26 protein-coding genes and 2 tRNA genes are annotated in these 24641 nt (G+C 70.3%); 16 read left to right on the forward strand and 12 right to left on the reverse strand.

What is annotated here, in order from left to right; genetic code table 11:
- Positions 1-70: 70 nt before the first annotated feature.
- Both SNOV_RS01385 and SNOV_RS01390 read right to left on the reverse strand, forming a co-directional pair.
- Complete coding sequence (locus tag SNOV_RS01385; RefSeq protein ID WP_013165113.1) at positions 71-1453, reverse strand: aminotransferase; 1383 nt, start codon at positions 1451-1453, stop codon at positions 71-73.
- An 88-nt stretch (positions 1454-1541) separates the two neighbouring features.
- A complete protein-coding gene (locus SNOV_RS01390; RefSeq protein ID WP_013165114.1) occupies positions 1542-2894 on the reverse strand; it encodes an extensin family protein in 1353 nt (450 codons plus the stop codon).
- A 59-nt stretch (positions 2895-2953) separates the two neighbouring features.
- On the opposite strand from SNOV_RS01390, the gene SNOV_RS01395 reads away from it, so the two are divergent.
- Both SNOV_RS01395 and SNOV_RS01400 read left to right on the forward strand, forming a co-directional pair.
- Positions 2954-3679, forward strand: coding sequence for an HAD family hydrolase (locus SNOV_RS01395; RefSeq protein WP_013165115.1), 726 nt, complete (start codon positions 2954-2956; stop codon positions 3677-3679).
- A complete protein-coding gene (locus SNOV_RS01400; protein WP_013165116.1) occupies positions 3676-4461 on the forward strand; it encodes a DUF1499 domain-containing protein in 786 nt (261 codons plus the stop codon). The genes SNOV_RS01395 and SNOV_RS01400 overlap by 4 nt, the downstream gene beginning before the upstream one ends.
- A gap of 2 nt (positions 4462-4463) precedes the next feature.
- Here SNOV_RS01400 and SNOV_RS01405 read toward each other — a convergent pair whose 3' ends face one another.
- A complete protein-coding gene (locus SNOV_RS01405) occupies positions 4464-5375 on the reverse strand; it encodes an MBL fold metallo-hydrolase (RefSeq protein ID WP_013165117.1) in 912 nt (303 codons plus the stop codon).
- 119 nt (positions 5376-5494) lie between these two features.
- On the opposite strand from SNOV_RS01405, the gene SNOV_RS01410 reads away from it, so the two are divergent.
- Both SNOV_RS01410 and SNOV_RS01415 read left to right on the forward strand, forming a co-directional pair.
- Positions 5495-6127: a carbonic anhydrase gene (locus tag SNOV_RS01410; RefSeq protein ID WP_013165118.1), complete on the forward strand. Its 633-nt coding sequence runs from the start codon at positions 5495-5497 to the stop codon at positions 6125-6127.
- Between the two features lie 206 nt (positions 6128-6333).
- Positions 6334-6879, forward strand: coding sequence for a YciE/YciF ferroxidase family protein (locus tag SNOV_RS01415; RefSeq protein ID WP_013165119.1), 546 nt, complete (start codon positions 6334-6336; stop codon positions 6877-6879).
- Here SNOV_RS01415 and SNOV_RS01420 read toward each other — a convergent pair.
- Positions 6876-7796, reverse strand: coding sequence for an amidoligase family protein (locus SNOV_RS01420; RefSeq protein ID WP_013165120.1), 921 nt, complete (start codon positions 7794-7796; stop codon positions 6876-6878). The two genes, SNOV_RS01415 and SNOV_RS01420, sit on opposite strands and share 4 nt — an antisense overlap.
- A gap of 141 nt (positions 7797-7937) precedes the next feature.
- Positions 7938-8014, reverse strand: a tRNA-Pro gene (locus tag SNOV_RS01425).
- A 205-nt stretch (positions 8015-8219) separates the two neighbouring features.
- Here SNOV_RS01425 and SNOV_RS01430 point away from each other — a divergent pair.
- Both SNOV_RS01430 and SNOV_RS01435 read left to right on the forward strand, forming a co-directional pair.
- Positions 8220-8294 (forward strand) — tRNA-Gln (locus SNOV_RS01430).
- A 50-nt stretch (positions 8295-8344) separates the two neighbouring features.
- Positions 8345-9082, forward strand: a complete 738-nt coding sequence (locus SNOV_RS01435; protein ID WP_013165121.1) for an aspartate/glutamate racemase family protein — start codon at positions 8345-8347, stop codon at positions 9080-9082.
- Between the two features lie 6 nt (positions 9083-9088).
- Here SNOV_RS01435 and SNOV_RS01440 read toward each other — a convergent pair whose 3' ends face one another.
- The 7 genes from SNOV_RS01440 to SNOV_RS01470 all read right to left on the reverse strand — a co-directional run bounded on the left by SNOV_RS01440 (position 9089) and on the right by SNOV_RS01470 (position 15856).
- The gene (locus SNOV_RS01440) at positions 9089-9550 is read right to left on the reverse strand and encodes a MarR family winged helix-turn-helix transcriptional regulator (protein ID WP_041781904.1); all 462 of its coding nucleotides are present in this window, start codon (positions 9548-9550) and stop codon (positions 9089-9091) included.
- Positions 9551-9650: 100 nt separating this feature from the next.
- Positions 9651-10385, reverse strand: coding sequence for an ABC transporter ATP-binding protein (locus tag SNOV_RS01445; RefSeq protein ID WP_013165123.1), 735 nt, complete (start codon positions 10383-10385; stop codon positions 9651-9653).
- Positions 10382-11155, reverse strand: a complete 774-nt coding sequence (locus SNOV_RS01450) for an ABC transporter ATP-binding protein (RefSeq protein WP_013165124.1) — start codon at positions 11153-11155, stop codon at positions 10382-10384. The genes SNOV_RS01445 and SNOV_RS01450 overlap by 4 nt, the downstream gene beginning before the upstream one ends.
- On the reverse strand, positions 11152-13050 hold the full coding sequence (locus tag SNOV_RS01455; protein ID WP_013165125.1) for an ABC transporter permease: 1899 nt from the start codon (positions 13048-13050) through the stop codon (positions 11152-11154). The genes SNOV_RS01450 and SNOV_RS01455 overlap by 4 nt, the downstream gene beginning before the upstream one ends.
- A gap of 30 nt (positions 13051-13080) precedes the next feature.
- Complete coding sequence (locus tag SNOV_RS01460) at positions 13081-14310, reverse strand: ABC transporter substrate-binding protein (RefSeq protein WP_013165126.1); 1230 nt, start codon at positions 14308-14310, stop codon at positions 13081-13083.
- Between the two features lie 102 nt (positions 14311-14412).
- The gene (locus SNOV_RS01465) at positions 14413-15309 is read right to left on the reverse strand and encodes a DMT family transporter (RefSeq protein WP_013165127.1); all 897 of its coding nucleotides are present in this window, start codon (positions 15307-15309) and stop codon (positions 14413-14415) included.
- 4 nt (positions 15310-15313) lie between these two features.
- A complete protein-coding gene (locus SNOV_RS01470) occupies positions 15314-15856 on the reverse strand; it encodes a GNAT family N-acetyltransferase (protein ID WP_244412838.1) in 543 nt (180 codons plus the stop codon).
- Between the two features lie 196 nt (positions 15857-16052).
- Here SNOV_RS01470 and SNOV_RS01475 point away from each other — a divergent pair, with 196 nt between their 5' ends.
- The 10 genes from SNOV_RS01475 (at position 16053) to cysK (ending at position 24625) form a co-directional block, all read left to right on the forward strand.
- Positions 16053-16529: a hypothetical protein gene (locus tag SNOV_RS01475; protein ID WP_013165129.1), complete on the forward strand. Its 477-nt coding sequence runs from the start codon at positions 16053-16055 to the stop codon at positions 16527-16529.
- A gap of 430 nt (positions 16530-16959) precedes the next feature.
- Complete coding sequence (locus SNOV_RS23920; RefSeq protein WP_013165130.1) at positions 16960-17958, forward strand: L,D-transpeptidase; 999 nt, start codon at positions 16960-16962, stop codon at positions 17956-17958.
- 369 nt (positions 17959-18327) lie between these two features.
- Positions 18328-19116 (forward strand): bifunctional demethylmenaquinone methyltransferase/2-methoxy-6-polyprenyl-1,4-benzoquinol methylase UbiE, encoded by a 789-nt coding sequence (ubiE, locus tag SNOV_RS01485; RefSeq protein ID WP_013165131.1) that lies wholly within the window; start codon positions 18328-18330, stop codon positions 19114-19116.
- 4 nt (positions 19117-19120) lie between these two features.
- Positions 19121-20689, forward strand: coding sequence for a 2-polyprenylphenol 6-hydroxylase (gene ubiB / locus SNOV_RS01490; RefSeq protein ID WP_013165132.1), 1569 nt, complete (start codon positions 19121-19123; stop codon positions 20687-20689).
- A 56-nt stretch (positions 20690-20745) separates the two neighbouring features.
- Positions 20746-20973, forward strand: coding sequence for a hypothetical protein (locus tag SNOV_RS01495; RefSeq protein ID WP_041781906.1), 228 nt, complete (start codon positions 20746-20748; stop codon positions 20971-20973).
- A gap of 10 nt (positions 20974-20983) precedes the next feature.
- Complete coding sequence (locus SNOV_RS24205) at positions 20984-21112, forward strand: hypothetical protein (RefSeq protein WP_013165133.1); 129 nt, start codon at positions 20984-20986, stop codon at positions 21110-21112.
- A gap of 251 nt (positions 21113-21363) precedes the next feature.
- Positions 21364-22593, forward strand: a complete 1230-nt coding sequence (gene coaBC / locus SNOV_RS01500; RefSeq protein WP_013165135.1) for a bifunctional phosphopantothenoylcysteine decarboxylase/phosphopantothenate--cysteine ligase CoaBC — start codon at positions 21364-21366, stop codon at positions 22591-22593.
- Positions 22590-23075 carry a dUTP diphosphatase gene (gene dut, locus SNOV_RS01505; RefSeq protein ID WP_013165136.1) on the forward strand — a complete coding sequence of 162 codons (486 nt, stop codon included), beginning with the start codon at positions 22590-22592 and terminating at the stop codon, positions 23073-23075. The genes coaBC and dut overlap by 4 nt, the downstream gene beginning before the upstream one ends.
- Before the next feature lie 9 nt (positions 23076-23084).
- Positions 23085-23528, forward strand: a complete 444-nt coding sequence (locus tag SNOV_RS01510; protein ID WP_013165137.1) for an RrF2 family transcriptional regulator — start codon at positions 23085-23087, stop codon at positions 23526-23528.
- A gap of 119 nt (positions 23529-23647) precedes the next feature.
- Complete coding sequence (gene cysK / locus SNOV_RS01515) at positions 23648-24625, forward strand: cysteine synthase A (RefSeq protein ID WP_013165138.1); 978 nt, start codon at positions 23648-23650, stop codon at positions 24623-24625.
- Positions 24626-24641: the final 16 nt, after the last annotated feature.

Here is a 24641-nt window from a genome sequence, read left to right on the forward strand (position 1 = left end):
TTCACGCGATCCCGGATCGGTGCTGCGGACCGTCCGGGATGACGACGTGGGGGCGATGACGACGTGATCCTCACGCCGCCAGCAGGTTCTCGCGCACCGCCCAGTCGAGCGTCTTGTCGAGCGCGCGGGTGAGGCGGTCGAACAATTCGTCGATCTCGGCCGGCGAGATGACCAGCGGCGGGCAGATGGTGACGGCGTCGCCGAAGACGTTGCGCACGATCAGCCCTTCCTCCTGGGCGAAGGCGACGCACTTGGCGGCGACGCCCAGCTTCGGGTCGAACTGGTGCTTCGACTTCTTGTCGGCCACCAGCTCGATGCCGGCCACCAGCCCGGCGCCGCGCGCCTCGCCGACCAGCGGATGGTCCTCCAGCGCGGCGCGGCGGGCACCGAAGTGCGGGATCTTCGCCCGCACCCGCTCGAAGATGCTCTCGCGCTCGTAGATCTCCAGCGTCTTCACCGCCACGGCGGCGGCGACCGGATGCGCCGAATAGGTGTAGCCGTGGCCGAAGCTGCCGAGCTTGCGGCTCTCCTCCAGCATGGCCTGGTACATGTCCTCGGGGATCATCACGCCGCCGATCGGCTGGTAGGCCGAGGACAGCGCCTTGGCGACGGAGATGGAGTGCGGCTTCATCTCCATGGCCTCGCAGCCGAAGGCGGTGCCGAGGCGGCCGAAGCCGGTGATGACCTCGTCGGCGATGAAGAAGACGTCATACTTCTCCAGCACCGCCTGGATCTTCGGGTAGTAGGTCTTCGGCGGCACGATGACGCCACCCGCGCCAAGCACCGGCTCGGCGATGAAGGCGGCGACCGTCTCCGGCCCCTCGGCGATGATCAGCGCCTCGAGATCGGCGGCGAGGCGGGTGGCGAAATCCTCCTCGCTCTCGCCGGCCTCGGCGAGGCGGTAGTAATGCGGGCAGGTGGTGTGCCGCACGCCGGCGATGGGCAGGTCGAAATCATTGTGGTTGCCGGCGAGGCCGGTGAGCGAGGCCGCCGCGATGGTGACGCCGTGATAGGCGCGCATGCGCGAGATGATCTTCTTCTTCTTCGGCCGGCCGAGCGCGTTGTTCATGTACCAGACGAGCTTCATCTGGGTGTCGTTGGCTTCCGAGCCCGAGCAGGTGAAGAACACCTTGGAGATCGGCACGGGCGCCATCTCCTTCAGCTTCTCGGCGAGCTCGATCGCCGGGTCGTGGCTCTTGCCTCCGAAGATGTGGGTGAAGGGCAGCTTGCGCATCTGCGTCGCCGCCGCCTCGACCAGTTCCTCGTTGCCGTAGCCGAGCGCGGTGCACCACAGGCCGGCCATGCCCTCGAGATAGGGCTTGCCGTCGACGTCATGCACCCACACGCCCTTGCCGCGCTCGAGGATGAGCGGTCCCGTTTCGCGGACCGCCACGAGATTGGTGTAGGGGTGGACCAGGGTCTCGACATCGCGAGCCTGAAGGTTGGTGAGCATGGCCGAACTCCGCCGGTGAGAAAAACCGGCCGTCAGCCTAGAACCACAGACGGCGCGCCGGAAGCACGCCGTTGGTCTGAGCGGGGCTCTATTGACTCTTTCCCGCGGAATCCGGTGTCGCCCCCTCCTCCGGGGGCGCGTCGGAGGCGGCGGGCTCCCCCGCTTTCGCCTCGGCGGGCTTCACCGGCGGCTTGGGCGGGACGGCTTCGACGCGCGCGGTCGCCCACTGGCACAGCACCGCGCCGGAACGCCGCTCGGCGCGGTCCACATGCAGATGCTGCTCGTGATAGCCATCCGAGCCGGGGCCGAGGATGGTGGTGAAGTCGGCGCAGGCGCTCGCCTTCAGCTTCTCCTGGAAGTCGACCGGCATCGCATGTTCGCCCGAGCCCATGGACGGCGGGCCGATGACGAAGCGGCGCCCGTCCTTCAGCTCGTAGCCGTGGGTGTCGAGCGCGTTGCCGCGCCCGTGCTCGCTGATCTTCGCGCCAGCGACATGGTTGCGCGAGCGGCATTGCAGCGAGCCGGCGACCAGCACCTTGTCCAGCGGCGAGCCGAGCGTAGCGACCGCCGGCTCGACCTTCTCGCGCAGCCAGCGGGCGACCGAGGCCGCCATCTCGCAGCGCAGTTCGGCGGCCGGCTGCAATTGCACCAGACGACCGTCCTTCATCCGCACCGCCGAGAGCACGACGCCGCGGTCGAGCGTGCAGGCGGGCTCGGTGGTCTTCACCTCCGTGGGCGTGAACACGCCGATATCTTCGTTCGACAGTTCCGGGCAGATGGTGGGAACGGGCGCGGCGCGGGCGGTCTCGGCCGGCTCGGCCGTAGGTCCGGCGGCGGGCGGGGGCAGGGCGGCAAGCCGCTCCGGGGCCGGCGGGGGCAGGGGAGCGCTCGCTGCGGCCGGCGGCTCCGGGGCAGCCGGCGGCGGCACCACCACCTCGCGCTCGCCGGAGGGAGCGGGCGTGTCGGGCTTGGCCTCGCCGGGGTCGGAGGTGGCCGCGCGCTCGCCGGAGGGAGTGGGCGTGTCGGGCTTGGCCTCGCCGGGGTCGGAGGCGGCCTTGATGTCGGGTTTGGGCATATCCGGCTCGGCGACGGCAGGTTTCGCCTCGGGCTTGGGCGCGGAGGCCTCCTCCGGCTGCGAGGTGAGCGCCGCCTGCTGGTCGGCCTCGCCGGGGCGCGAGGGGGGCAGCGGCACCTTGCCGTCGACCGGCTTCGCCGTCGCCGTGCTCTTCGTCGCCGGGCGGCGCTTGGCCGGGCGCTCGGGCGTCACGCCGAAAAAGTCGCCGAGCTGGCGGTTGATGGCGTTGCCGGCGCGGTCGATCGAGCGGGTGAGATCGTCGGCGGCGAGCGGCGAGGCACCGGCCAGCAGCAGCCCGACGGCGAGGATTGGTGCGACGCGGCGAGGGAATGGGAGGCGGATGAATGGGAGGCTTCGGAAATCCATGCTATCAGGCCTCCTCATGCCGGCGTGACCGGGCTTTGGATCGCGGGTTTGGACCGACAGTGAACGCGCCACGCGCCATTCTGTTCGACAAGGACGGTACCTTGGTCGATTTCGACCGTACCTGGGGACCCGCCGCAGGTGCCGTGATGCGCCGTCTCGCCGGAGCGGACGAAGCGGCGCTGACCCAGCTTTACGCAGCCAGCCATTTTCTGCCAGCGGAAGATCGCTTCCTGCAGAGCTCGCCGCTCATCGCCGGCTCCTCGCGGCAATATGGCCCGCTCTGGGCGCAGATCCTCGACGTGCCGGCGACGATGGACTTCTTCGGCGAGATCGACCGGCTCTTTCGCGAGGAAGGCGGGCGCTACCTCACCCCCATCGGCAGCCCCGCGCAGACGCTCGGCCGGCTGCACGCGCTCGGCCTGCCGCTCGGCATCGCCACCAACGACGCCGAGCCCAATGCCCGCCTGCAGGCGACCCAGCTCGGCCTCGACGGGCTGCTCAGCGCCGTCTACGGCTATGATTCCGGCTACGGCTCCAAGCCGGCGCCCGGCATGGTGGAGGCGTTCAGCCGCCTGACCGGCCTCGCCCCGGCCGACATCGCCCTCGTCGGCGATACCCGGCACGATCTGCACACCGCCCGCAATGCCGGCGCCATCGCGGTGCTGGTGCGCTGCGGCCCCGGCCCGGTGGACGATTTCGCCCACGAGGCCGACCTCGTGGTCGACACGGTGGAGGACCTCGCCGACATGATCCTGCGCGCCGCTCCGGCGGAGGCGGCCCGATGATCCGCCGCCGCCTCTACATCGAGGAGCGCATGTCGCGGCTCGCCGTCTGGAGCCTGCGCACGGCGATCTTCGCCTTCCCGGTCACCCTCATCGGCGCCGCGCTCTACGCCACCGAGACGCTCGATTTCCGCAGCGCGGCCTATACCGTGCTGGCCGGCGTCGGGGTGGCGGTGCTGGCGCTGCTGCTCGCCTTCGCCGGTTTCGTCGTCATCTGGAACGAGGGGCTGAAGGGCCTCGGCCGGGTCATCGGCGCGGCTGCGCTGGCGCTGCTGCTGATCACCCCGACCGCGACGCTCGCCGCGCTCGCCGTCGGCCTCAAGACCCTGCCGGACGTGACCAGCGACACCGAGGACCCGCCGGAATTCGTCACGCTGGGCACGGTGCGCTCGCGTGCCTCCACCGGCCTCGCCTATCCCGGCGGCAAGCTCGCCGACGACCAGCTCGACATCTATCCCGGCATCAAGCCGATCACCTTCGACGCCCCGCCGGACGAGATCTTCCGCGTGCTGATGAACATGGTGACGCGGCATAAATGGCTCGTCGTCGATTCGGTGCCGCCGCGCGGCGAGCGCGACGGGCGGATCGAGGCGGTGGCACGCAGCCTGCCCTTCGGCCTGCGCGACGACATGGTGATCCGGGTCCGGCGCACGCCGACCGGCTCCATCGTCGACATGCGCTCGGTGGCGCGCAGCGGCAACCGCGACTTCGGCTCCAACGCAAGGCGCATCGACCAGCTCTTCGACGAGCTCGCCGACCAGCAGGGCCGCCCGCGCCGGCAGTAATCTTACGGCAAGCGGAAAACGCCTTCGAGCGCCGCCGGCCCCTCGGTGAGCGCCTCGCCGCGCCCGACCAGGTCCTCCAGATGGGCGAGGGTGGAGAGCCCCGCGGCACCGGCGAGGCGCGGGTCGAGGCCGATATAGATCGCCCGCACGATCTCCGGGATCGCCAGCGGCCCGCGCTCCAGCGCCCGCACGATGGCGGCCTCGCGCGCCTGGCGATGGCGCAGATAGCGCTCGACGAAGGCCGGCCCCTGCGGGATCGCGCCACCATGGCCGGGCAGATAGAGCTGTTCCGGCCGCTCGCCGAGCCGGCGCAGCGAATCCATGTAGTCGCTCATCGAGCCGTCCGGCGGCGCGACGATGGTGGTGGACCATCCCATCACATGGTCGCCGACGAAGATGAGACCGGCGCCTTCCAGCACATAGGCCATGTGGTTGGCGGCGTGGCCGGGGGTGGCGAGGGCGTCGATCGTCCAGCCCGCGCCTTCCACCCGCGCGCCGTCGGCCAAAGCGACGTCCGGCAGGAAGGAGCGGTCGCCCGCGGCGTCCAGCACGTTGGTCTCGCCCGCATGCAGTTCGCGCGCCGGCCGGTGCGGGCCCTCGGCATAGGCGGGGGCGCCGGTCGCCTCCTTCAGCGCGTCGAGCGCGCCGCTGTGGTCGCGGTGGGTGTGGGTGAGGAAGATGTGCGTCACCTTCTCGCCGTGGATGGCGGCGAGCAGGGCGGAGACGTGGGAGGCATCGTCCGGGCCGGGATCGATGATCGCCACCTCGCCGCGGCCGACGATGTAGCTGCAGGTGCCGGTGAAGGTGAACGGGCCGGGATTGGGCGCCAGCACGCGGCGCACGCCGGGCGCCACTTCATCGGCGACGCCGGGCACGGCGTCGAAGCGCCGCTCGAAGGGGATGTCCTCTGCCATGCCTGCCTTCCCTTTGGGCATGCCGTCGCGCGCGTCCCGGTCGAGCACGACCGAATTGCGCACCGCGCGCCGCACCGCTATTCAGCTACTGCGCGGCCTGCCTATCGCAAGGGTGATCGATGGACAAATTGCTCGACGGCTATCGCCGGTTTCGTGCCACCTCATGGCCGGAGCGCAAGGCGCTGTTCGAGAGGCTCGCCGCGCGCGGGCAGAAACCGCAGACGCTGGTGATCGCCTGCTCGGACAGCCGCGTCGACCCGACCATGATCTTCGACGCCGGTCCGGGCGAATTGTTCGTGGTGCGCAACGTCGCCAATCTGGTGCCGCCCTATACGGCGCCCGACGCCCATGCCGAGCCGGAGCAGGACCACCACGGCACCAGTGCGGCAATCGAATTCGCCGTCAAGGTGCTGGAAGTGCAGGAGATCATGGTGCTGGGCCACGCGCTGTGCGGCGGCGCCGGCGCGCTGATCGACGGCGCCCCGGCGCAGGCGCAGGACTTCCTGCCCGACTGGATCCGCATCGCCCGGCCGGCGCGGGACATCGCGCTCAACCTGAGCAGTGACCCAGCGGAGCAGCGCACCATCCTCGAGCACCAGTGCGTCAAGCTCTCCCTGCGCAACCTCGCCACCTTCCCCTGGATCAAGGAGCGGGTCGAGGACGGCCGCCTGGCGCTGCACGGCGCCTATTTCGCGGTGGCGACCGGGGTGCTGGAACGGCTGCGCGCGGACGGCACCTTCGGCCCCGTGTGAGGGTTGGCCCGGATACCGCCTTTCCGCGTTCCAGTGCCTGATACGCCCATCGAGCAGGCCGGCTTTCGGGGCCGATTACCGGCGCAGGCCGTCGCGGCCCAAATCTTGCTGATTCATTGGAACCGCCATTCCCGGCGGGCGTTGATGCGCTGACTGGCAATGCCGGTCCCATCAACGAAATTCGGCGGAACGTGGGAGGAAATGCCGTGGGACTGTTCTCCAAGGACATCAAGTCGCTCGACGATCTCCTCCGGCAGAGCCTCGGCGAGCTGCTCTACACCGAACGGCGGATCGCCAAGGCGCTGCCGGGACTGGCCGCCAAGGTCTCCGATCCGCTGCTCCGACGGGAACTCGAGCGAGCGAGGATGGCGAGCGAGGATCACCTCGCGCGCATCGAGGAGGTGTTCCTCCGGCACGATGCGGCGCCCCGTTCCATCGAATGTCCGGCGATCGACGGCATTTTCATCAGCGCCGAGGAATTGAACGAAGAGATCGACGATTTCTACGTGCTCGACACTGCCATCGCTGCCGCCATGCAGGCGGTCGCGACCTATAGCGCCGCCCGCTACATGACGGCGGCCGCCTGGCTGCGCCAGCTTGGCCAGCCGGAATGTGCCCGCCTGCTGCACGCCAATCTGGTCGCGCGCCAGCGCGCGGCGGATGCGCTCTGCGCGCTTGCCGAGCAGCGGCTGAACGCCCGTGCCCGCGGACGCAGCGACGACCGGCCCTCCGGCGTGGCCCTGGCCGGCTAGACGGGCCGGTGGCGCGCGACCGCCGCCGCCAGCCGTGAAGGATCGGCCGCAAGCCTCTCCACCTCGACCCAGCGATTCCAGTCTTCCGCGAGGCTCCAGCCGGGGCGGCCGACGCGCGCCACCGGCAGCCGGTAATGCAGCGCCGCGCGCGGCTTCACCTTGCCGCTGATGCGCGGGGCGACGCGCTCGGGAAACAGTTCGAGGAACAGCGGCAGGAGGTCGAGGGCGCGGCTGCGCGTCGGGTTGGCGCCGACATAGTCGTCGCACAGCGCCTCCAGATCCGGCCGATAGCCGGGACCGAGCACCTTATCCACATAGTCCTGCGGGTAGGGCGGCGGCGCGTGCAGCCGCGAGAGGCCGGTCAGGCCCTGCGCCCGCAGGCGCGGTTCCGAGAGCAGGAAGGCCCGCAGCATCGCCAGCAGCGCCGACGGCTCCAGCGAGGCCGGCACGATGTTGAAATGCAGCCCCAGCGAGCCGAGGACGGTGGCGCCGTCCCCGCCGGCGCCTTCCTCGCGCAGGGCGCGCACCAGGTCGTCCATCTCCCCGAGATCGCCCGGCAGGATCGGCCCGGTCACCAGCTCGCGCGGCACGAAGGGGCGCAGCGCCGCGCCGATGAGGCCGGCATGTGGGCGCAGCCGCGGCATGGGATGGCCGTCGCGATGGGGGTGGGCGTGGCGCATGTCGAGCTCGACGCACAGGTCGCCCAGCCGCGAGCCGATTATGTGGAAGGCGTGCGGGTCCTCCTCGCGCAGCGTGCCGCCCATCTCGCGCGCGATGCGCTCGGCCGCCCGCCGCTCGGAGAGGCGGGTGAACTCGACCTCGACGCCGACGCGGCGCGGCTGCCCACTGACGGCGAGCGGGACGGGCAGGGGAAGGAAGGCGGTTGCCGGCAGGAGGGTACTCACGCGCACGGCCATGCTTGCATCATCGGCCCTATGTGGGGCCGCCCGCGCGCTTATCCAGACGCTGCGTCACCTTGCGCAAGGCTCGCGCCGGCGGCCCCCGTTTCCGGGGCCGGCCGCGTCGGGCAGATGATTGGAAGATCTCGGGAAAGTTAGTGGTCGGAGTGGCAGGATTTGAACCTGCGACCCCCTCGTCCCGAACGAGGTGCGCTACCAGGCTGCGCTACACTCCGCCGCGGCGCGAGCCTCTAGCATGCCGATGCGCAGGGCCGCAAGGGGCGCGGCGCGCAGGATGTGGATGACGCGGGTGGCGACGTGCGACCCTTTCGCCCGCGGGCGGGCGGCGCCCTGCCGAACGAGGTTGAAAGCCGGGCTAAGCTGTGTCTATGTCCGCGCCCACGGCCGGCCGGGCGCAGCGTCGAACGGCCACCGGCCCGGTGGGGCGTCGCCAAGTGGTAAGGCAGGGGATTTTGATTCCCCCATGCGGAGGTTCGAATCCTCCCGCCCCAGCCAGCCGCCATGCTAGAAGCGGGACGATCCCGATCCATCACGCGGCGGCTTCCTTGCGCATCCATCTCGTCAATCCCAACACCACGCGGTCGATGACCGAGACCATCGCCGCCGCCGCACGCGTCGTCGCGGCGCCGGGCACGCAGATAATGGCGGCGACCTCCGCCATGGGGCCGGCCTCGATCGAGGGGCATTATGACGATGCGCTGGCGCTGCCCGGCCTGCTCGCCGCCATCGCCGAGGCCGAGGCGGCGGGGGTGGACGCGCATATCATCGCCTGCTTCGACGATACCGGGCTGGAGGCTGCGCGCACGCTCGCCAGGGCGCCGGTGGTCGGCATCGGCGAGGCCGGCTTCCACATGGCGAGCCTTCTCGCCCACCGCTTTGCGGTGGTGACGACGCTGTCGCGTTCCATTCCCGTCATCGAGGGCAATCTCCTGCGCTACGGTCTCGACCGCCGCTGCGCCGCCGTGCGCGCCTCGGAAGTGGCGGTGCTGGAACTGGAGGACCCGGCTTCCGGCGCCCGCGCCCGCATCTCGGAGGAGATCGGCCGCGCCCTGCGCGAGGACCGGGCGGAGGCGATCGTGCTCGGCTGCGCCGGCATGGCGGATCTGGCCCGCGCCCTGGGCGAGGAGCACGGCGTGCCGGTGATCGACGGGGTGGCGAGCGCGGTGGCGCTGGCGGAAGGGCTGGTCAGGGCCGGGCTGACGACCTCGAAGACCGGCGCCTATGCGCCGCCGCGGCCGAAGCCCTATGCCGGCCGCCTCGCCGATTTCGCCCCGAAGGGATAGTCCGCCTCAGCCGAGCTTGCGCAGCAGGCGCAGCGCCTCGGCGCGCTCGGCCTCGTCGAGCGGCTCCAGCGTCGCCTCGGTGATCTCGCGCGCGACCAGTATGGCTTCGTCGGCAACGGCCCGCCCGCGCTCGGACAGGCCGACGGCGCGGCGGCGGCGGTCCAGCGGGTCGTCGGCGGTGAGCACGAAGCCGCGGGCGCGCAGGCGATCCACCACGCCCTTGATGGTGGCGGCGTCGAGATAGACGAGGCGGCCGAGCCGGTTCTGCGAGCAGGGGCCGACCTCGCGCAGCTTGGCGAGGGTGGCGAATTGCGGCGGGGTCAGGTTTTCGATCATGCGCGCGGCGAAGAGGGCGGTGTGGCGCTGGTTGGCGACGCGCATGAGGAAGCCCACCTGCTGGTCGAGCCGGTAGGTCTCGATCGCCAGCGCCTTCGCGTCGGCCGGATCGTCGGGGCCGCCCGCACTCATTAGCCCGTCGCTTTCCCGCACATCCGTCATGGCCACCATCAGAGCACAACGAAGCCGGCTGGCAAATGCCATACGCGCATCTTCAATGATTTGTACGCATTCAACCGAATATCCGCATGGGCTCGACTGCCGAATCGAGGTCGCTCATCGCGCCCTGCCACCGCAGTTCGCCTTGTTCGATCACATACGCCCGGTTGCATACCGCACTGCACAACGCGGTATTCTGTTCGGAGATCAGCAGGGAGAGGCCGCTGGCCTTCAAAGCACCCAGCGCATTGATCATTTGTTCTACGATGATTGGCGCAATACCTTCGGAGGGCTCGTCGAGCAGCAGCAGCGCCGGGCGGCCGACGAGGGCCCGTGCCACGGCGAGCATCTGCTGCTCGCCGCCCGACATCTGGCCGCCCAGGCGATCCCTGAGCGCGGCGAGGTTGGGGAAGAGCTCGAACAGCGCCTCGCGCGGCCAGTCGGGGCCCATGAGGCTGCCGCCGCCGGGCCGCACGGCGCGGCGGCCGAGGTCGAGGTTCTCCGTCACGGTGAGGTCGGTGAAGATGCGCCGATCCTCGGGCACATAGCCGATGCCGAGCCGGGCGATGGCATAGGTCGGCAGCGCCGCTATGTCCTGCCCATGCAGGGCGAGGCGGCGGGCGCGGCGGCGCACCAGCCCCATCACCGCCTTCATGGTGGTGGACTTGCCGGCGCCGTTGCGCCCGACCAGGGCCACCGCCTCGCCCGGCGCGACCGTGAGCGACAGGCCGAACAGGATCTTGGCCTCGCCATACCAGGCTTCCAGCCCGTCGACCTCCAGCATGGGCGTGTCCGCGGGCGGATTCATCTTGCCGCCTCCGCCGTGCCGCCGAGATAGACCTCGCGCACTCTCGGGTCGGCGCGCACCTCGTCGACCGTGCCGTCGGCGATCAGCCGCCCGCGCGCCAGCACGATCACCCGGTCGGCATGGCCGAAGACGACGTCCATGGAATGCTCGGTGAACAGCACGGCGAGTCCGCGCGAGCGCGTGAGCTTCTGAACGAGCGCGATCATCTCGCCGCGCTTGGCCGCGGCCATGCCGGCGGTCGGCTCGTCCATCAGGAGGAGCCTGGGATCGCCGGCGAGCGCCATGGCGAGCTCGAGCCGCTTCACGTCGCCATAGGCGAGAGCCGCGGCGGGGCGCTCGGCCTCGCCGGCCATGCCGGTCTGCTCCAGCAGCGCCATGGCCTCGTCGCGGGCAATGGTGGTCGCGGGCCGCCAGAAGCCGAATACCGAGCCGCGCGCGGCGATGAGCGCCGCCTGCACATTCTCCAGCGCGGTCATCGAGCCGAACACGGCGGCGACTTGAAAAGTACGGCCGACGCCGAGATGGGCGATGCGGCGCGAGGGAACGCCGGTGACGTCGCGCCCGAGGATGCGCACCGTGCCGGAATCCGGCTTGAGCTGGCCGTTGACGATGTTGAAGCAGGTCGACTTGCCGGCGCCGTTGGGGCCGATCAGCGCCAGCAATTCGCCCGGCGCGATGGAGAAGCTCACCCCGTCCACGGCGCGCACGCCGCCATAATGCTTGGTGAGCTCGCGCACCTCCAATACGGTTCCGGCCGGGTTTTGCGTCATCGCGCGCCTCCCGGCCGGCGCAGGCCGCGAGAGAGCCCACCCGCGATGCCGAAGGGAAAGAGCAGCACGATGGCGAGGATCAGCACGCCGAGCAGCGCGCGCCAGTAGTCGGTCTCGCGCATCACGCTGTCCTGCAAGAGCGTGAAGGCGCCGGCGCCGACGACCGGGCCGACGAGGCTCTGCACGCCGCCGATCAGCACCATGACGAGCCCGTCGATGGAGCGGCCGACCGAGATCGCCTCTGGCGAGATCGAGCCCTTGGCGAAGGCGAACAGCCCGCCCGCCGCGCCGCAGACCGCGCCGGCCAGCGCGAAGGCGAGCCAGCGCACCCGCGCCACCGGGATGCCGGAGGCTTCCGCCCGCAGGCGTGAATCGCGCGCGGCGCGCAACGCCATGCCGAAGGGCGCGAAGACTAGCCGCCGCAGCAGCATGAGCCCGGCCAGCGTGACCACGAAGGCGGCGAGATAGAGCCCGGTGCGACTGTCGAACGGCCATTCCGGCCACACGTCGAACAGGCCGTTGGAGCCGCCCGTTACCTCCTCCCACTGGAAGGCGACGGACCAGACGATCTGCGCGAAGGCGAGCGTCAGCATGGCGAAGTAGACGCCTTCCAGCCGCACGCAGAACCAGCCGAACAGCACCGCGCCGAAGGCCGCGACGCCGATGCCGGTGGCGAAGGCGAGCGGGGTCGGCAGGTCGAGCGCGGTGACGGCGTAGGCGGTGCCGTAGGCGCCGAGGCCGAAATAGGCGGCGTGGCCGAAGGAGGCCATCCCTCCCGGCCCCATGATGAAGTGCAGCGAGGCGGCAAACAGCGCCGCCACCAGCATGTCGAGCGCCAGCACCGGGGCGTAGCTGACCAGCGTGCCGATCAGCGGCATGGCGGCGAACAGGGCGATGGCGGCGAGGGCAAACACGCGGGCAGGGGCGGAGAACGGGCGCAGCGGCGGCTCGGCCGGGCCGCCACGGGCGGCGGGCGGCTGCGGCCGGCCGAACAGGCCGTGCGGGCGCACGATCAGCACCAGCGCCATCACCAGGAACTCGGCGACCAGGGTCAGCCGCGACATGTTGAAGGTGAAACCGAAGATGTCGACCACGCCGAGCGCAGTGCACAGCGCCTTCGCCTCCGCCACCAGAACGGCGGCGAGATAGGCGCCCCTGATCGAGCCCATGCCGCCGACCACGACGACGACGAAGGCGTCGCCGAGCACGGAGAGGTCGAGGGTGAGGCTCGCCGGCTCGCGCGCCATCTGCAAGGCGCCGCCGAGCCCGGCGATGCCGGCGCCGAGGGCGAAGACCGCGGTGAACAGCAGCGCCTCGTTGATGCCGAGCGCCGCCACCATCTCGCGGTCCTGCGTCGCCGCGCGGATCAGCCGGCCGAAGCGGGTGCGGGCGAGCAGGAGGTGCAGGCCGATCAGCACCGCCGGGCCGATCAGCGCGAGGAAGATGTCGTATTGCGGCAGCCGCCGGCCGAGCAGCATCACCGAGCCCGACAGGCCCGGCGCGCGCGGGCCGAGTATATCCTCCGGCCCCCAGAGGAACAGCGCCGCGTCGTTGATGACGAGGAGCAGCGCGAAGGTGGCGAGCAGCTGGTAGAGCTCGGGCGCGCCATAGAGCCGGCGCAGCAGCGTCATCTCGATCAGCGCGCCGAGCGCCGCCACGACGAGCGCGGCCGCGAGGATGCCGGCCCAGAAGCCGAGCGGCCCGCCGATCCACGTCCCGAGCTTCGGCGCCAGCGTCACGGCGAGATAGAGCCCCAGCATGTAGAAGGAGCCGTGCGCCATGTTCACGATGCGGGTGACGCCGAAGATGATCGACAGCCCGGCGGCGACGAGGAACAGGCCGGAGGCGGAGGCGAGGCCGTTCACCGCCTGGAACAGGAGCGCGTCGAGCGACATCGGGAGGGGCCCGCCGTCTCGTCGCGCCGCTCAGTCGGTCGCCGGCCGCAGCGCCTTCACCTCGGCGTCGGAGGGCAGCACGCTGGCGCCGTCGACATAGCTCGGCTGCACCATGATGCCCTGTCCGTCCTTCAGCGCGAGGATGCCGACATAGGCGCCCATGGTCGCCTGATGGTCGCTGGCGCGGTAGCTGAAGGGGCCGAACGGCCCGGTCACCTGAAGCCCGCGGAAGGCGTCGACCAGCTTCTCGCTGTCGGTGCTGCCGGCCTTATTGAGCCCGGCGGCGATCGACTTGATGGTGGTGTAGCCGACCACCGAGCCGAGGCGCGGATAGTCGCCATAGGCCTTCTGGTAGGCAGAAAGGAACGCCATGTGCTCGGGCGTGGTGATCGCGTACCAGGGATAGCCGGTGACCACCCAGCCGACCGGCGTCTCGTCCTTCAGCGGGTCGAGATATTCCGGCTCGCCGGAGAGCAGGCTGACGACATGGGTGCCTTCCAGCGCGCCGCGCGTATTGGCCTCGCGCACGAACTTGGCGAGGTCCGGGCCGAACAGCACGTTGAACACCGCGTCCGGCTTGGCGTCGGCGATCGCCTGCGCCACCGGGCCGGCGTCGATCTTGCCGAGCGGGGTGGCCTGCTCCTCGACGAACTCGACGTCCGGCTGCGCGTCCTTGAGCAGCTTCTTGAAGGTGGCGGCGGCGGACTGGCCGTATTCGTAATTGGGATAGACGATGGCCCAGCGCTTGCGCTGCGCCGCCTTCGCCGCCGGCAGCAGCATCGCCACCTGCATGTAGGTGGAGGGGCGCAGGCGGAAGGTGTAGCGGTTGCCGTCCGTCCAGGTGAGCTTGTCGGTGAGCGGCTCGGCGGCGAGGAAGAACACCTTGCGCTTGCCGGCGAAGCCCGACACCGCCAGCCCGATATGCGACAGGAAGGTGCCGGCGAGCAGGTCCACCTTCTCGCGCGTCACCAGGTCCTCGGCGACGCGGATGGCGTCGCCCGGATTGCCGCCGTCGTCGCGCGAGATCAGTTCCAGCGGCCGCCCGTTGACGCCGCCCGCGTCGTTGATCTCCTTCACCGCGAGCTGCATGCCCTTGCGGTAGGGATCGAGGAAGGCGGGCTGGGCCTTGTAGCTGTTGAGCTCGCCGATCCGGATCGGCTCGGCGGCGAAGGCGGGCAGGGTGAAGGCAGGCAGGGCGAGGGCGGCGACGCTCATCGCCGCGCCCGTCAGCGCCGCGCGCAGACAGCTCGAATAGCGCATCGCAGCCCCCTCAACTTTGCCGCCGGCCAGGGTGCGCCGGCGCGCGGATAACCTATCGTCTCCCCGCCCGCGGTCCAGCCCAGTCTTTGGGCAGCGCGGAGCTCAGGGGCCGATCTCGATCTCCGGCTCCGGCGGCGCCTTGGTGCGGCCCGAGGCGACCAGCGCGCCGCCGACGATCAGCGTGGCGCCGAGCAGGGTGCTGACCGCCGGCACCTCGCCGAAGGCCAGAAGGCCGATGGCCAGCGCCCAGACGAAGGCGGTGTATTCGAACACGCCGAGCCGGCTGGCGTCGGCGCGCCCATAGGCCCAGGCCATGCACAGATGCCCCGCCGTGCCGAGCACGCCGATGCCGACGAAGACGAGGATCTCGCCGCCGGCCGGCGCCGTCCACTGCCAGATGCCGAGCGGCGCCAGCAGCAGGCCGGCGAAGCTGTTCTGCAGCAGTACGATGGTCGGCAGCGGGTCGCGCGCGGCCCGGCTCTTCAGCACCACCATGGACAGCGCATAGGTGATGGCGGCGCCGATGGCGGCGGCGAGGCCGAGCGCGTTCGCCTCCTCGCCGCCGGTATGGGTGAGCTCGCTCCACAGCACCACCAGCACGCCGGCGAAGCCGAGCACCAGCGCGATCAGGATCGGCCGGCCCGGCCGCTCGCCGAGGATCGCCGCGGCGAACAGGGCGATGAAGATCGGCGAGGTGAAGGAGAGCGCCAGCGCCACGGCGAGGGGCAGCACCGCCAGCGAATAGAAGAACAGCAGCGCGGTCGCCGCCACCACCACCGAGCGCCAGGCATGCGGACGGACCGTCGCCGCATCCGGCCAGGGCGTGCGGGCGGCGCGGAAGACGAGATAGGCCGCGAGCGCGCCGAAGGCGTAGCGCATCACGCCGATCTGGCCGATGCCGTGCTCTGTGGCGACGTACTTGATCATGCCGTCCATCACCGACAGGAGGCCGATGCCGGTGACCGCCGCGAGAGCGGGCCCGGTGTTGAAGCGCGGCATGGGATCAGCTCTCGATGCGAGCGAGGCGGGAAGGGGCGGCCGGGTTCAGCGACAGCCGGTAGGAATATTCCCAGGTCGCGGAGAGGTCGTGGCATTCCCGCGCCTCGCCGTGGCGATGGAAGCCGCAGCGTTCATAGAAGCGGTGGGCGTCGGTGAAGCGGGTGTCGGTCCACAGCCGGATCTCCGGCGCGCCGGCGGCCTGTGCTTGCGTCAGCGCCCGCTCGAACAGCGCCCGGGCGACGCCGCGGCGGCGGGCGGTGCGGGCGACATAGACCTTGAAGATCTCCATGCCGCCGGCCGGCGCATCGGCGTCGCGGGTCGGGGCGAGGGCGAAAGAGCCGATCACCTCGCCATCCGCTTCGGCCACCCAGATAGTGCCGCCGCGGGCGGCGAAATGCGAGGCGATGGCGTCGAGCTCGGGGAATTCGGCGGCGCGGTCGAACACGCAGCCCTCATATTCGGCGAAGGCGGCGGCGATCAGCACTGCGATGGCATCGCCGTCGGCGTCATCCGCCGGTCGGATCAGGAAATCGGTCAATTCGGCCACTCCGGCCCGGCGTTCGGCCCGCAATCCCGGCACAATCGCCGGGGAAGGTTCGACGTCGGAGCGCGCGCGGACTATGTTCGGCTGGCCTTCTGGCGTAAAGCTCAATCATTATGCTGATGTAAGGAATTATGAAGCGGCGGGCGCGCATCCTACCCAGCGTTTGTCCGTCCGGCATCCATACGTCCCGGAGTGCTCAATGAACCTGTTCCACCGCGTCCTCCGCCTGGCTCTTGCCGGCATGTTCGCCGCCGCTCTCGCCGCCTGCGCCACCCAGGCCCCGCAGCCGGCGGCACCCGCCATGCCGCAATACACATCGCCGATCACCGCCCAGCAGCTGGTCGGCAAATGGGGCCTGGCCGCCTATCACCGCCCGGAGGACGCGGCGCGCACCGAGGCGCAGGCGCGGCAGGGCTGCCGCCAGCCCTACGTCATCAATGCCGGGCCGGGTGGCGGCTTCATGATGTACCTCGCCGATGATTCGTCGCCTTCCGAGATGGTGTCGAAGCAGGTCGGCACCGGCCCGATCTTCATCGGCCTGCCGACCGAGCCGGCGGGCGCCAAGTCCGACCGCGAGGTCGTGCGCTTCGACGGCCAGATCCTGGTGCTGAAGTGGCTGGACCCCGAAGTGGCCGGCCGCTACGGCACCATGGTCTATGTCCGCTGCCCGGCGTGAGGATTGGGGCTGAGGCCTGACGTTCGAGGCCTGAGGCAATCCGTCGTCATCCCGGACGGCCTTCAAGAGAGCAACGTCATGGCCGGGCTTGGCCCGGCCACCCACGCCTTCCTCTCGGCGCCTGGTCGCAAGTCGTGGATGCCCGGGCCAAGCCCGGGCATGACGGCGTTGTGGGCTGAAATGCCCGGCGCTTCTTTTCAGGCCACTTCCGATCACCCTCATCCTGAGGTGCGAGCGCAGCGAGCCTCGAAGGATGCTCGCCCGGGTGCGCTTAAGTCACCATCCTTCGAGGCCGCCTCCGGCGGCACCTCAGGATGAGGTGGTGCCGCTGGCGTGCGCTCAGAGCGTCACCCGCGGAGGTACTCCGCCCCGCAAGGTTTCATTAACCATAAATGACCAACCTGTGATTCATTTCGCGGGGGCGTCAGACATGCGCGGTGATTCGGGTCTCCTTTCAGCACGTCAGCGGGCAGCCGTGCAGGCGGCGGCCGTCGCTGTCGCGCTGACGGCCTTGGCCGCTGCGGGGCCGGCGCAGGCGCAGAGCGGCGTCTACGGCTACCAGTCCTCCTACCAGCTCTATTCGCGCTCCGCGGCGTCCAATCCTTCCGCCTGGCGGCCGGGCAATGCGCCGGTCTATCCCTCGGGCAGCGTCTATCAGCCGCCGCGGCCGAGCGCCGACGTCGGCGCCGCGCGCGGGGTCTATGGATATGCCCCGCCGGCCCGCCGGACCACCACCGCGCCGGCCTCCTCCTATGCGGCGAGCGCGAACCCGTCTGGTTACGACGCCGACGTCGAATTGCCGCCGGCGCCGGTGCAGGCGGCCGCGCCGACCACGCGCCAGACCAAGGCGGCGAGCCGCTCGACCAGGGGGACGGCGACGCGCACCGCCGCCGTGCCGGCCAGCTACACGGTCGAGGACGACATCTATGACGACCCCGACACGCCGCTGCCGCTCTACCGGCCCTCGACCGGTGCGAAGGGCGTCGACCGCAAGTTCGACCGCCACGTCGTGCGCTATTCCAGCTCCGACCCGGCCGGCACCATCATCGTCGATACCGGCGCGCGCTATCTCTACCTGATCCAGGGCGACGGCACGGCGGTGCGCTACGGCATCGGCGTCGGCAAGGAAGGCTTCCAGTGGGCGGGGAGCGAGCGCATCAGCCGCAAGGCGGAATGGCCGGAATGGCGCCCGCCGTCCGAGATGCTCGACCGCCGTCCCGACCTGCCGCGCGTCATGCCCGGCGGCGAGGACAACCCGCTCGGCGCCCGCGCGCTGTATCTCGGCAAGTCGCTCTACCGCATCCACGGCTCCAACGAGCCGGAGACCATCGGCCAGGCGGTGTCCTCCGGCTGCATCCGCATGCGCAACGAGGACGTCATCGACCTCTATGGCCGCGTGCAGGTCGGCACGCTGGTGCGGGTGATCTGAGCCCGGAACCGAGAAGCAGCGCGCCGTCATCCTGAGAGCCTGACCCGTAATTGCTTTTCGGGATGGTGGGTGCCGCCTTTGGACCGTCATCCCCGGGCTTGGCCCGGCCATGACGAGCCTCCAAGCATCCCGGTCGCGAATTACGAATCAGACTCCCGGCGCCAGCTGGGCCTCGAAGGAGGCTCGTCCGGGCGCGCTCGAGCGACCATCCTTCGAGGCTCGCTGCGCTCGCACCTCAGGATGAGGATGCCTTGTTGTGTGGGGCGCATGGCTGCTGCGTAACCACGTCCGCCGCCGCCGCTTGGATGCGCGCAGGCTCTCCGCTATGGTCCGCGCCGATTTCGGATCGAAGGCGGGAGCCGCGCGCAGATGGCTGCGGACACACGGACGGACGGCACCACGAGCGAGGCCGCCGACACTCATTTCGGCTTCCGCACCGTGCCGCTCGGCGAGAAGCAGCGCATGGTCGACGAGGTGTTCCACTCGGTGGCGCGCCGCTACGACCTGATGAACGATTTGATGTCGCTCGGTCTGCACCGCGCCTGGAAGGACCTGCTGGTCTCGCGCCTGCGCCCGCCGAAAACCGACCGTTCCTTCAGGCTGCTGGACGTCGCCGGCGGCACCGGCGACGTCTCCTTCCGCACCGTCGAGGCGGGAGGGGCGGGGACCAGCGCCACCGTCGCCGACATCAATGGCGGCATGCTCGGGGTCGGCCGCGAGCGCGCGGCTTCGCTCGGCCTGTCGGACCGGGTCGAGTTCGTCGAGGCCAATGCGGAGGAGTTGCCCTTCGCCGACAAGAGCTTCGACGCGACCACCATCGCCTTCGGCATCCGCAACGTGCCGCGCATGGACAAGGCGCTCGCCGAGATGCGCCGCGTGCTCAAGCCCGGCGGGCGGTGCTTCGTGCTGGAGTTCTCGCGCGTCGACGTGCCCGGCCTCGACGCCATCTACGACGCCTATTCGTTCAAGCTGATCCCGCCCATGGGCAAGCTCGTCACCGGCGACGCCGAGTCCTACCAGTACCTCGTCGAATCGATCCGCAAGTTTCCCTCGCCGGAGGCCTTCGCCGAGATGATGCGGGCGGCCGGGTTCAGCCGCGTCGACGTCACGCCGCTGACCGGCGGCATCGTCTGCCTGCACTCCGGCGTGCGGATCTAGGGACGTGGCCACCCCGCTCGGCGATTATCTGCGTCTTGCCCGCGCCGGCTTCGTGCTGGCGCGCGAGGGCGTCGCTTCGCGCATCGATCCCGCCATGCGCCCGCCCGGCTCCGAGCCGCTCTTCGCCATCGCCAAATTGATCGAGCGGCGCGGCCCGGCCTCCAGCGCCGCGCGCCTCGGCGCCGCGCTGTCGCGGCTCGGCCCGTCCTATGTGAAGCTCGGCCAGTTCCTCGCCACCCGGCCGGACGTCGTCGGCGCGCAGATGGCGCGCGACCTCGAATTGCTGCAGGACCGCATGCCGGCCTTCCCGCAGGAGGTGGCCGAGGCGACCATCGAACGCAATTTCGACCGGCCGGCCTCGGTGGTCTATTCGCGCCTCAGTCCGGCGCTCGCCGCCGCCTCGATCGCGCAGGTGCATCAGGGCGAGGTGACGGAGGCGGACGGTACGGTGCAGCGCGTCGCGGTGAAGGTGCTGCGCCCCGACGTGCAGCGCCGCTTCCGCATCGACCTCTCCTCCTTCTACCGCGCCGCGCGGCTCGGCGAGCAGGCCTCGCCCGAGGGGCGGCGGCTGCGGCTGGTGGCGGTGGTCGACACGCTCGCCCGCTCCGTGTCGATGGAGATGGACCTGCGGCTGGAGGCCGCCGCGCTCTCCGAGCTCGCCCAGAACACCGGCGAGGACGAGGATTTCCGCGTGCCGGCGGTCGACTGGGACCGCACGGGGCGCGAGGTGCTGACCACCGAGTGGATCGACGGCATCAAGCTGAACGACCTCGACGCGCTGCGCGCCGCCGGCCACGATTTGCCCAAGCTCGGGCGGGTGGTGATGCAGTCCTTCCTGCGCCACGCGCTGCGCGACGGCTTCTTCCACGCCGACATGCATCCGGGGAACCTGTTCGTCGATGCGCAGGGCCGGCTGGTGGCGGTCGATTTCGGCATCATGGGCCGGCTCGGCCACAAGGAGCGGCGCTTCCTCGCCGAGATCCTGTTCGGCTTCATCACCCGCAACTGGCTGCGCACGGCGCAGGTGCATTTCGAGGCCGGCTACGTGCCGCCGCACCATTCGGTGGAGGATTTCGCGCAGGCGATCCGCGCCATCGGCGAGCCGATCTATTCGCGCCGCGCCGACCAGATCTCCATGGCCAAGCTGCTGACGCTGCTGTTCGAGGTCACCGCGCTGTTCGACATGAAGACGCGGCCCGAATTGCTGCTGCTGCAGAAGACCATGGTGGTGGTGGAGGGCGTCGCCCGCACGCTCGACCCGCAGCTCGACATGTGGAAGACCGCCGAGCCGGTGGTGCGCGCCTGGATCGAGCGCAATCTCGGCCCCGTGGGGCGGATCGAGGAGGTGGCGGGGGGCTTTTCCGCCATCGGCCGTTCGTTGCAGAACCTGCCGGACCTCGTCGCCCAGGGCCAGCGCATCGCCAACCAGCTGGACGCGGCAACGCGCGACGGGCTGGTGCTGTCGCCGGAGACGATGGAGGCCATCGGCCGCGCCGAGGGGCGGGGAAATCGCTGGGGCACGGTCGCGCTGTGGGTGATCGCCGCGCTGCTGGCGGGGCATCTGCTTTTTTGAGGTAGCACGGTCCGGTTTGGCGATATCCTGTTCCGATCCCTCGGAAGGGTTTTCGCATGAGCCTCGTTCACAATGAGCGGACGAAGTACCTCGCCACCCTGCTCAATACAGTGGCGGCCGCAACGATCGTAGCTGGTGTGATAGCTCCGATCGTCGCATTCACCTTCGGCATGCCCGGCCCCATCAGCGGCCGGTTCGCCTTGTTGATTAGCGCAGTTTGGCTTTTGACCGGCGTAGCCCTACATTATGTCGTGCGACGCATTCTTGGTCGGCTTCAGCCATGAGGTACGAGCCATGACCTTGCTTCAATGGTACATCCTGGTTGGCGTGCCGTTCATTTTGCTTGCCGGCGCGTTCGCCGCGGACCGCCTGTCGGCGTATGACAGCCGCCACGCTGATCGCCATACCGGCCCCGCGGAGTGAATCTGCTGTGCCATGACCACCGCGAACTTCCTGCTGCTGCTGATCATGCCGGTCGGCGCCCTGGTCGTCGGCGGCATCGTCTATCTCGTCGCTTCGCGCGACCATCACCCCCACGCCGGCCCCGCCGAGTGACGGGTTAACCTCGTCCGTCTTCCAGAGCTATCGCGAGCCCGGCCGCCGACATAGTCTTTGTGCTGCGGCGCTGGGCTGCGCTATAGGCGCAGGCCTGATGCCGGCCACAGGAAGAGTGCATGCTCGCGACCAAGCGCATCCTGCTGATCATTGGCGGCGGCATCGCCGCCTATAAGAGCCTCGACCTGATCCGCCGGCTGAAGGAGCGCGGCGCCTCGGTGCGGGTGATCATGACCGCGGCGGCGCAGCACTTCGTCACCCCGCTGGCGGCGGGCGCGCTCTCGCATGAACGCGTCTTCACCGAGCTGTTCGACCGCGAGGCCGAGCACGACATCGGCCATATCCGCCTGTCGCGCGAGGCGGACCTCATCATCGTCGCCCCCGCCACCGCCGACCTGATGGCGAAGATGGCGCACGGCCTCGCCGACGACCTCGCTTCCGCCGTGCTGCTGGCGAGCGACAAGCCGGTCCTCGTCGCCCCGGCGATGAACCCGCTGATGTGGAGCCACGCCGCCACGCGCCGCAACGCCGCCCAGCTTGCCGCCGACGGCGTCGCCTTCATCGGCCCGAATGCGGGCGCCATGGCCGAGCGCGGCGAGGACGGGCCGGGCCGCATGGCCGAGCCGATGGAGATCGTCGAGGCCGCCGAGCGCCTGCTGGCAGCTTCCGGCCCGCTCAAAGGCCGGCATGTGCTGGTGACCTCGGGCCCGACGCACGAGCCGATCGATCCGGTGCGCTACATCGCCAACCGTTCCTCCGGCAAGCAGGGCCACGCAATCGCCGCCGCTGCCGCCCGTGCGGGGGCGCAGGTGACGCTGGTCTCCGGCCCGGTGAATCTGCCCGACCCCGCCGGCGTCGATGTCCGCCATGTCGAGAGCGCCCGCGACATGCTGGCGGCGGTCGAGGCCGCGCTGCCGGCCGACGCCGCCATCTTCGCCGCCGCCGTGGCCGACTGGCGCGCCGCGAGCGAGGCGGGCGAGAAGCTGAAGAAGGACGGCAACGCCATCCCCCCGCTCATGCTGACCGAGAATCCCGACATACTCGCCACCGTGGCGCATCTGTCGAACCGCCGGCCGCGCCTCGTCGTCGGCTTCGCGGCGGAGACGCAGAACGTCGTCGCCTACGCGCAGGCCAAGCGTGCGCGAAAAGGCTGCGACTGGATCGTCGCCAACGACGTCTCGCAGCACAGCGGCATCGCCGGCGGGGTGATGGGCGGCGACAGCAACGCGGTCCATCTCATCACCGCGGAGGGTGTCGAGCACTGGCCGGAGGCCTCCAAGGCCGCGGTGGCCGAGAAGCTGATCGCCCGTGTCGCCGCCTCGCTCGGCCCGCTGGGGGCCGCCGAATGAGCTTCGAAGCGAGTCTGGACGTCGCCGTCCTGGTGCTGCCGCATGGCGAGGGCCTGCCGCTGCCGGAATACGCCACGGCGGGCTCCGCCGGGCTCGACCTCCTCGCTGCGTTGCCCGGAGACGAGCCGTTGACGCTCGCCCCGCTCGCCCGCGCGGCGGTGCCGACCGGGCTCTCCATCGCCCTGCCGGAAGGCTACGAGGCGCAGGTGCGCCCGCGCTCCGGCCTCGCTCTCAAGCAGGGGCTGACCGTGCTCAACGCGCCGGGGACCATCGATTCCGACTATCGCGGCGAGGTGAAGGTACTGCTGGTCAACCTCAGTGACCAGCCTGTGGTGCTGGAGCGCGGCCAGCGCATCGCGCAGATGGTGGTCGCGCCGGTGACGCGAATTAAGCTGGTCGAGACCGGGGATTTGAACGAAACAACACGCGGTAGCGGTGGATTCGGCTCGACGGGGCTCGACGGGCGGCACATATCGCGCTAGCCAAGGGGCATGCCGCGCCTGTCCGACAAGAGTCTTCTCGCCATTGCCGCCGTCGTCGACGTCGCGCTGCACGCGCGCGGCATGCCGGTGGCGGCCAAGGCGCTCGCCGCCCGCCACGACCTTCCGCCCCGCCATCTCGAACCCGTGCTGCAGGCCCTCGTCCATGCCGGCGTGCTCAAGGGCGTGCGCGGCCCGCGCGGCGGCTACGAGCTCGCCCGCGAGCGGCGGCGCATCACCGTCGCCGAGGTGGTCCGCGTGGTCGAGGCGGAGAGCGAGGAGGCGCTCGACGGCTTCCCGCCGCTGGTGCGTGACATCGTCCAGCCGGCCGTCGCCGAGGCCGAGCGTGCCTTCGAGGCGGCGCTCGACGGGGTGACCGTGGAGGACCTCTGTCGGTCCGCCGCGCAGAACACGCTGCGCAAGGGATTACCTGAAGGCATAGATTTCACGATCTGATTACGTTTAAATTTTGTTTTCTCGACTTGATTGCGTGAATATGCTAGCCCTGCCGGCGAAAATCGTTCGCCAATAACGGACTGGGCGCGTCAGGCCAGTCCGCCCTGCTGGAGGCACCCATGGCCGAGACCGCTCTCAAGACGCCCGCCGCGCAGGTGGGCCGGGGCCGGATCTACAACTCGATCACCGAGACCATCGGCGACACGCCGCTGGTGCAGCTCAACCGGCTGCCGGCCCAGCGCGACGTCAAGGCGCGCATCCTCGTCAAGCTCGAATTCTTCAACCCGATCGGCAGCGTCAAGGACCGCATCGGCGTCTCCATGATCCAGTCGCTGGAAGAGGCCGGGCTGATCAAGCAGGGCACCGTGCTGGTCGAGCCGACCTCCGGCAATACCGGCATCGCGCTGGCCTTCGTCGCCGCCGCGCATGGCTACCGCCTCATCCTGGTGATGCCGGAATCGATGTCGGTCGAGCGCCGCAAGATGCTGGCGCTGCTCGGCGCTGAATTGGTGCTGACCCCTGCGGCACAGGGCATGCGTGGCGCCGTCGCCCGCGCCGAGGAACTGGTGAAGGAGCTGCCGGACGCCATCATCCCGCAGCAGTTCCGCAATCCGGCCAACCCCGCCATCCACCGCCGCACCACGGCGGAGGAGATCTGGAACGACACCCATGGCGAGGTGGACATCGTCGTCTCCGGCGTCGGCACCGGCGGCACCATCACCGGCATCGGCCAGGTGCTGAAGCCCCGCAAGCCGAGCCTGCGCATGGTCGCGGTGGAGCCGGAGGACAGCCCGGTCCTGTCCGGCGGCCAGCCCGGCCCGCACAAGATCCAGGGCATCGGCGCCGGCTTCGTGCCGGAGGTGCTGGACCGCTCGGTGATCGACGAGGTGGTCACCGTCGGCAACCAGACCGCCTTCGAGACCGCCCGCGCGGTGGCCCGGCTGGAAGGTATCCCGGTCGGCATCTCCTCCGGCGCGGCGATTGCGGCGGCGCTGGAAGTCGGCGTGCGGCCGGAGAACGAGGGCAAGACCATCGTCGTCATCATCCCCTCCTTCGCCGAACGCTACCTCTCTACCCCGCTGTTCGAAGGGCTGTGAGCCTTCGGCGGCCTTT

The organism is Ancylobacter novellus DSM 506 (genome assembly GCF_000092925.1).
GTDB classification, from domain to species: domain Bacteria; phylum Pseudomonadota; class Alphaproteobacteria; order Rhizobiales; family Xanthobacteraceae; genus Ancylobacter; species Ancylobacter novellus.

Coding starts and splice junctions, on each gene's coding strand:
- dut (WP_013165136.1), top strand. CDS start 22,590: ATGAGCTTCGAAGCGAGTCTGGACGTCGCCGTCCTGGTGCTGCCGCAT.
- SNOV_RS01445 (WP_013165123.1), bottom strand. CDS start 10,385: ATGAATCCGCCCGCGGACACGCCCATGCTGGAGGTCGACGGGCTGGAA.
- SNOV_RS01495 (WP_041781906.1), top strand. CDS start 20,746: ATGAGCCTCGTTCACAATGAGCGGACGAAGTACCTCGCCACCCTGCTC.
- SNOV_RS01405 (WP_013165117.1), bottom strand. CDS start 5,375: ATGGCAGAGGACATCCCCTTCGAGCGGCGCTTCGACGCCGTGCCCGGC.
- SNOV_RS01475 (WP_013165129.1), top strand. CDS start 16,053: ATGAACCTGTTCCACCGCGTCCTCCGCCTGGCTCTTGCCGGCATGTTC.
- SNOV_RS01390 (WP_013165114.1), bottom strand. CDS start 2,894: ATGGATTTCCGAAGCCTCCCATTCATCCGCCTCCCATTCCCTCGCCGC.
- cysK (WP_013165138.1), top strand. CDS start 23,648: ATGGCCGAGACCGCTCTCAAGACGCCCGCCGCGCAGGTGGGCCGGGGC.
- SNOV_RS01460 (WP_013165126.1), bottom strand. CDS start 14,310: ATGCGCTATTCGAGCTGTCTGCGCGCGGCGCTGACGGGCGCGGCGATG.
- coaBC (WP_013165135.1), top strand. CDS start 21,364: ATGCTCGCGACCAAGCGCATCCTGCTGATCATTGGCGGCGGCATCGCC.
- SNOV_RS01420 (WP_013165120.1), bottom strand. CDS start 7,796: ATGGCCGTGCGCGTGAGTACCCTCCTGCCGGCAACCGCCTTCCTTCCC.
- SNOV_RS24205 (WP_013165133.1), top strand. CDS start 20,984: ATGACCTTGCTTCAATGGTACATCCTGGTTGGCGTGCCGTTCATTTTG.
- SNOV_RS01450 (WP_013165124.1), bottom strand. CDS start 11,155: ATGACGCAAAACCCGGCCGGAACCGTATTGGAGGTGCGCGAGCTCACC.
- SNOV_RS01410 (WP_013165118.1), top strand. CDS start 5,495: ATGGACAAATTGCTCGACGGCTATCGCCGGTTTCGTGCCACCTCATGG.
- SNOV_RS01440 (WP_041781904.1), bottom strand. CDS start 9,550: ATGAGTGCGGGCGGCCCCGACGATCCGGCCGACGCGAAGGCGCTGGCG.
- SNOV_RS23920 (WP_013165130.1), top strand. CDS start 16,960: ATGCGCGGTGATTCGGGTCTCCTTTCAGCACGTCAGCGGGCAGCCGTG.
- SNOV_RS01465 (WP_013165127.1), bottom strand. CDS start 15,309: ATGCCGCGCTTCAACACCGGGCCCGCTCTCGCGGCGGTCACCGGCATC.
- SNOV_RS01385 (WP_013165113.1), bottom strand. CDS start 1,453: ATGCTCACCAACCTTCAGGCTCGCGATGTCGAGACCCTGGTCCACCCC.
- SNOV_RS01455 (WP_013165125.1), bottom strand. CDS start 13,050: ATGTCGCTCGACGCGCTCCTGTTCCAGGCGGTGAACGGCCTCGCCTCC.
- SNOV_RS01400 (WP_013165116.1), top strand. CDS start 3,676: ATGATCCGCCGCCGCCTCTACATCGAGGAGCGCATGTCGCGGCTCGCC.
- SNOV_RS01510 (WP_013165137.1), top strand. CDS start 23,085: ATGCCGCGCCTGTCCGACAAGAGTCTTCTCGCCATTGCCGCCGTCGTC.
- ubiE (WP_013165131.1), top strand. CDS start 18,328: ATGGCTGCGGACACACGGACGGACGGCACCACGAGCGAGGCCGCCGAC.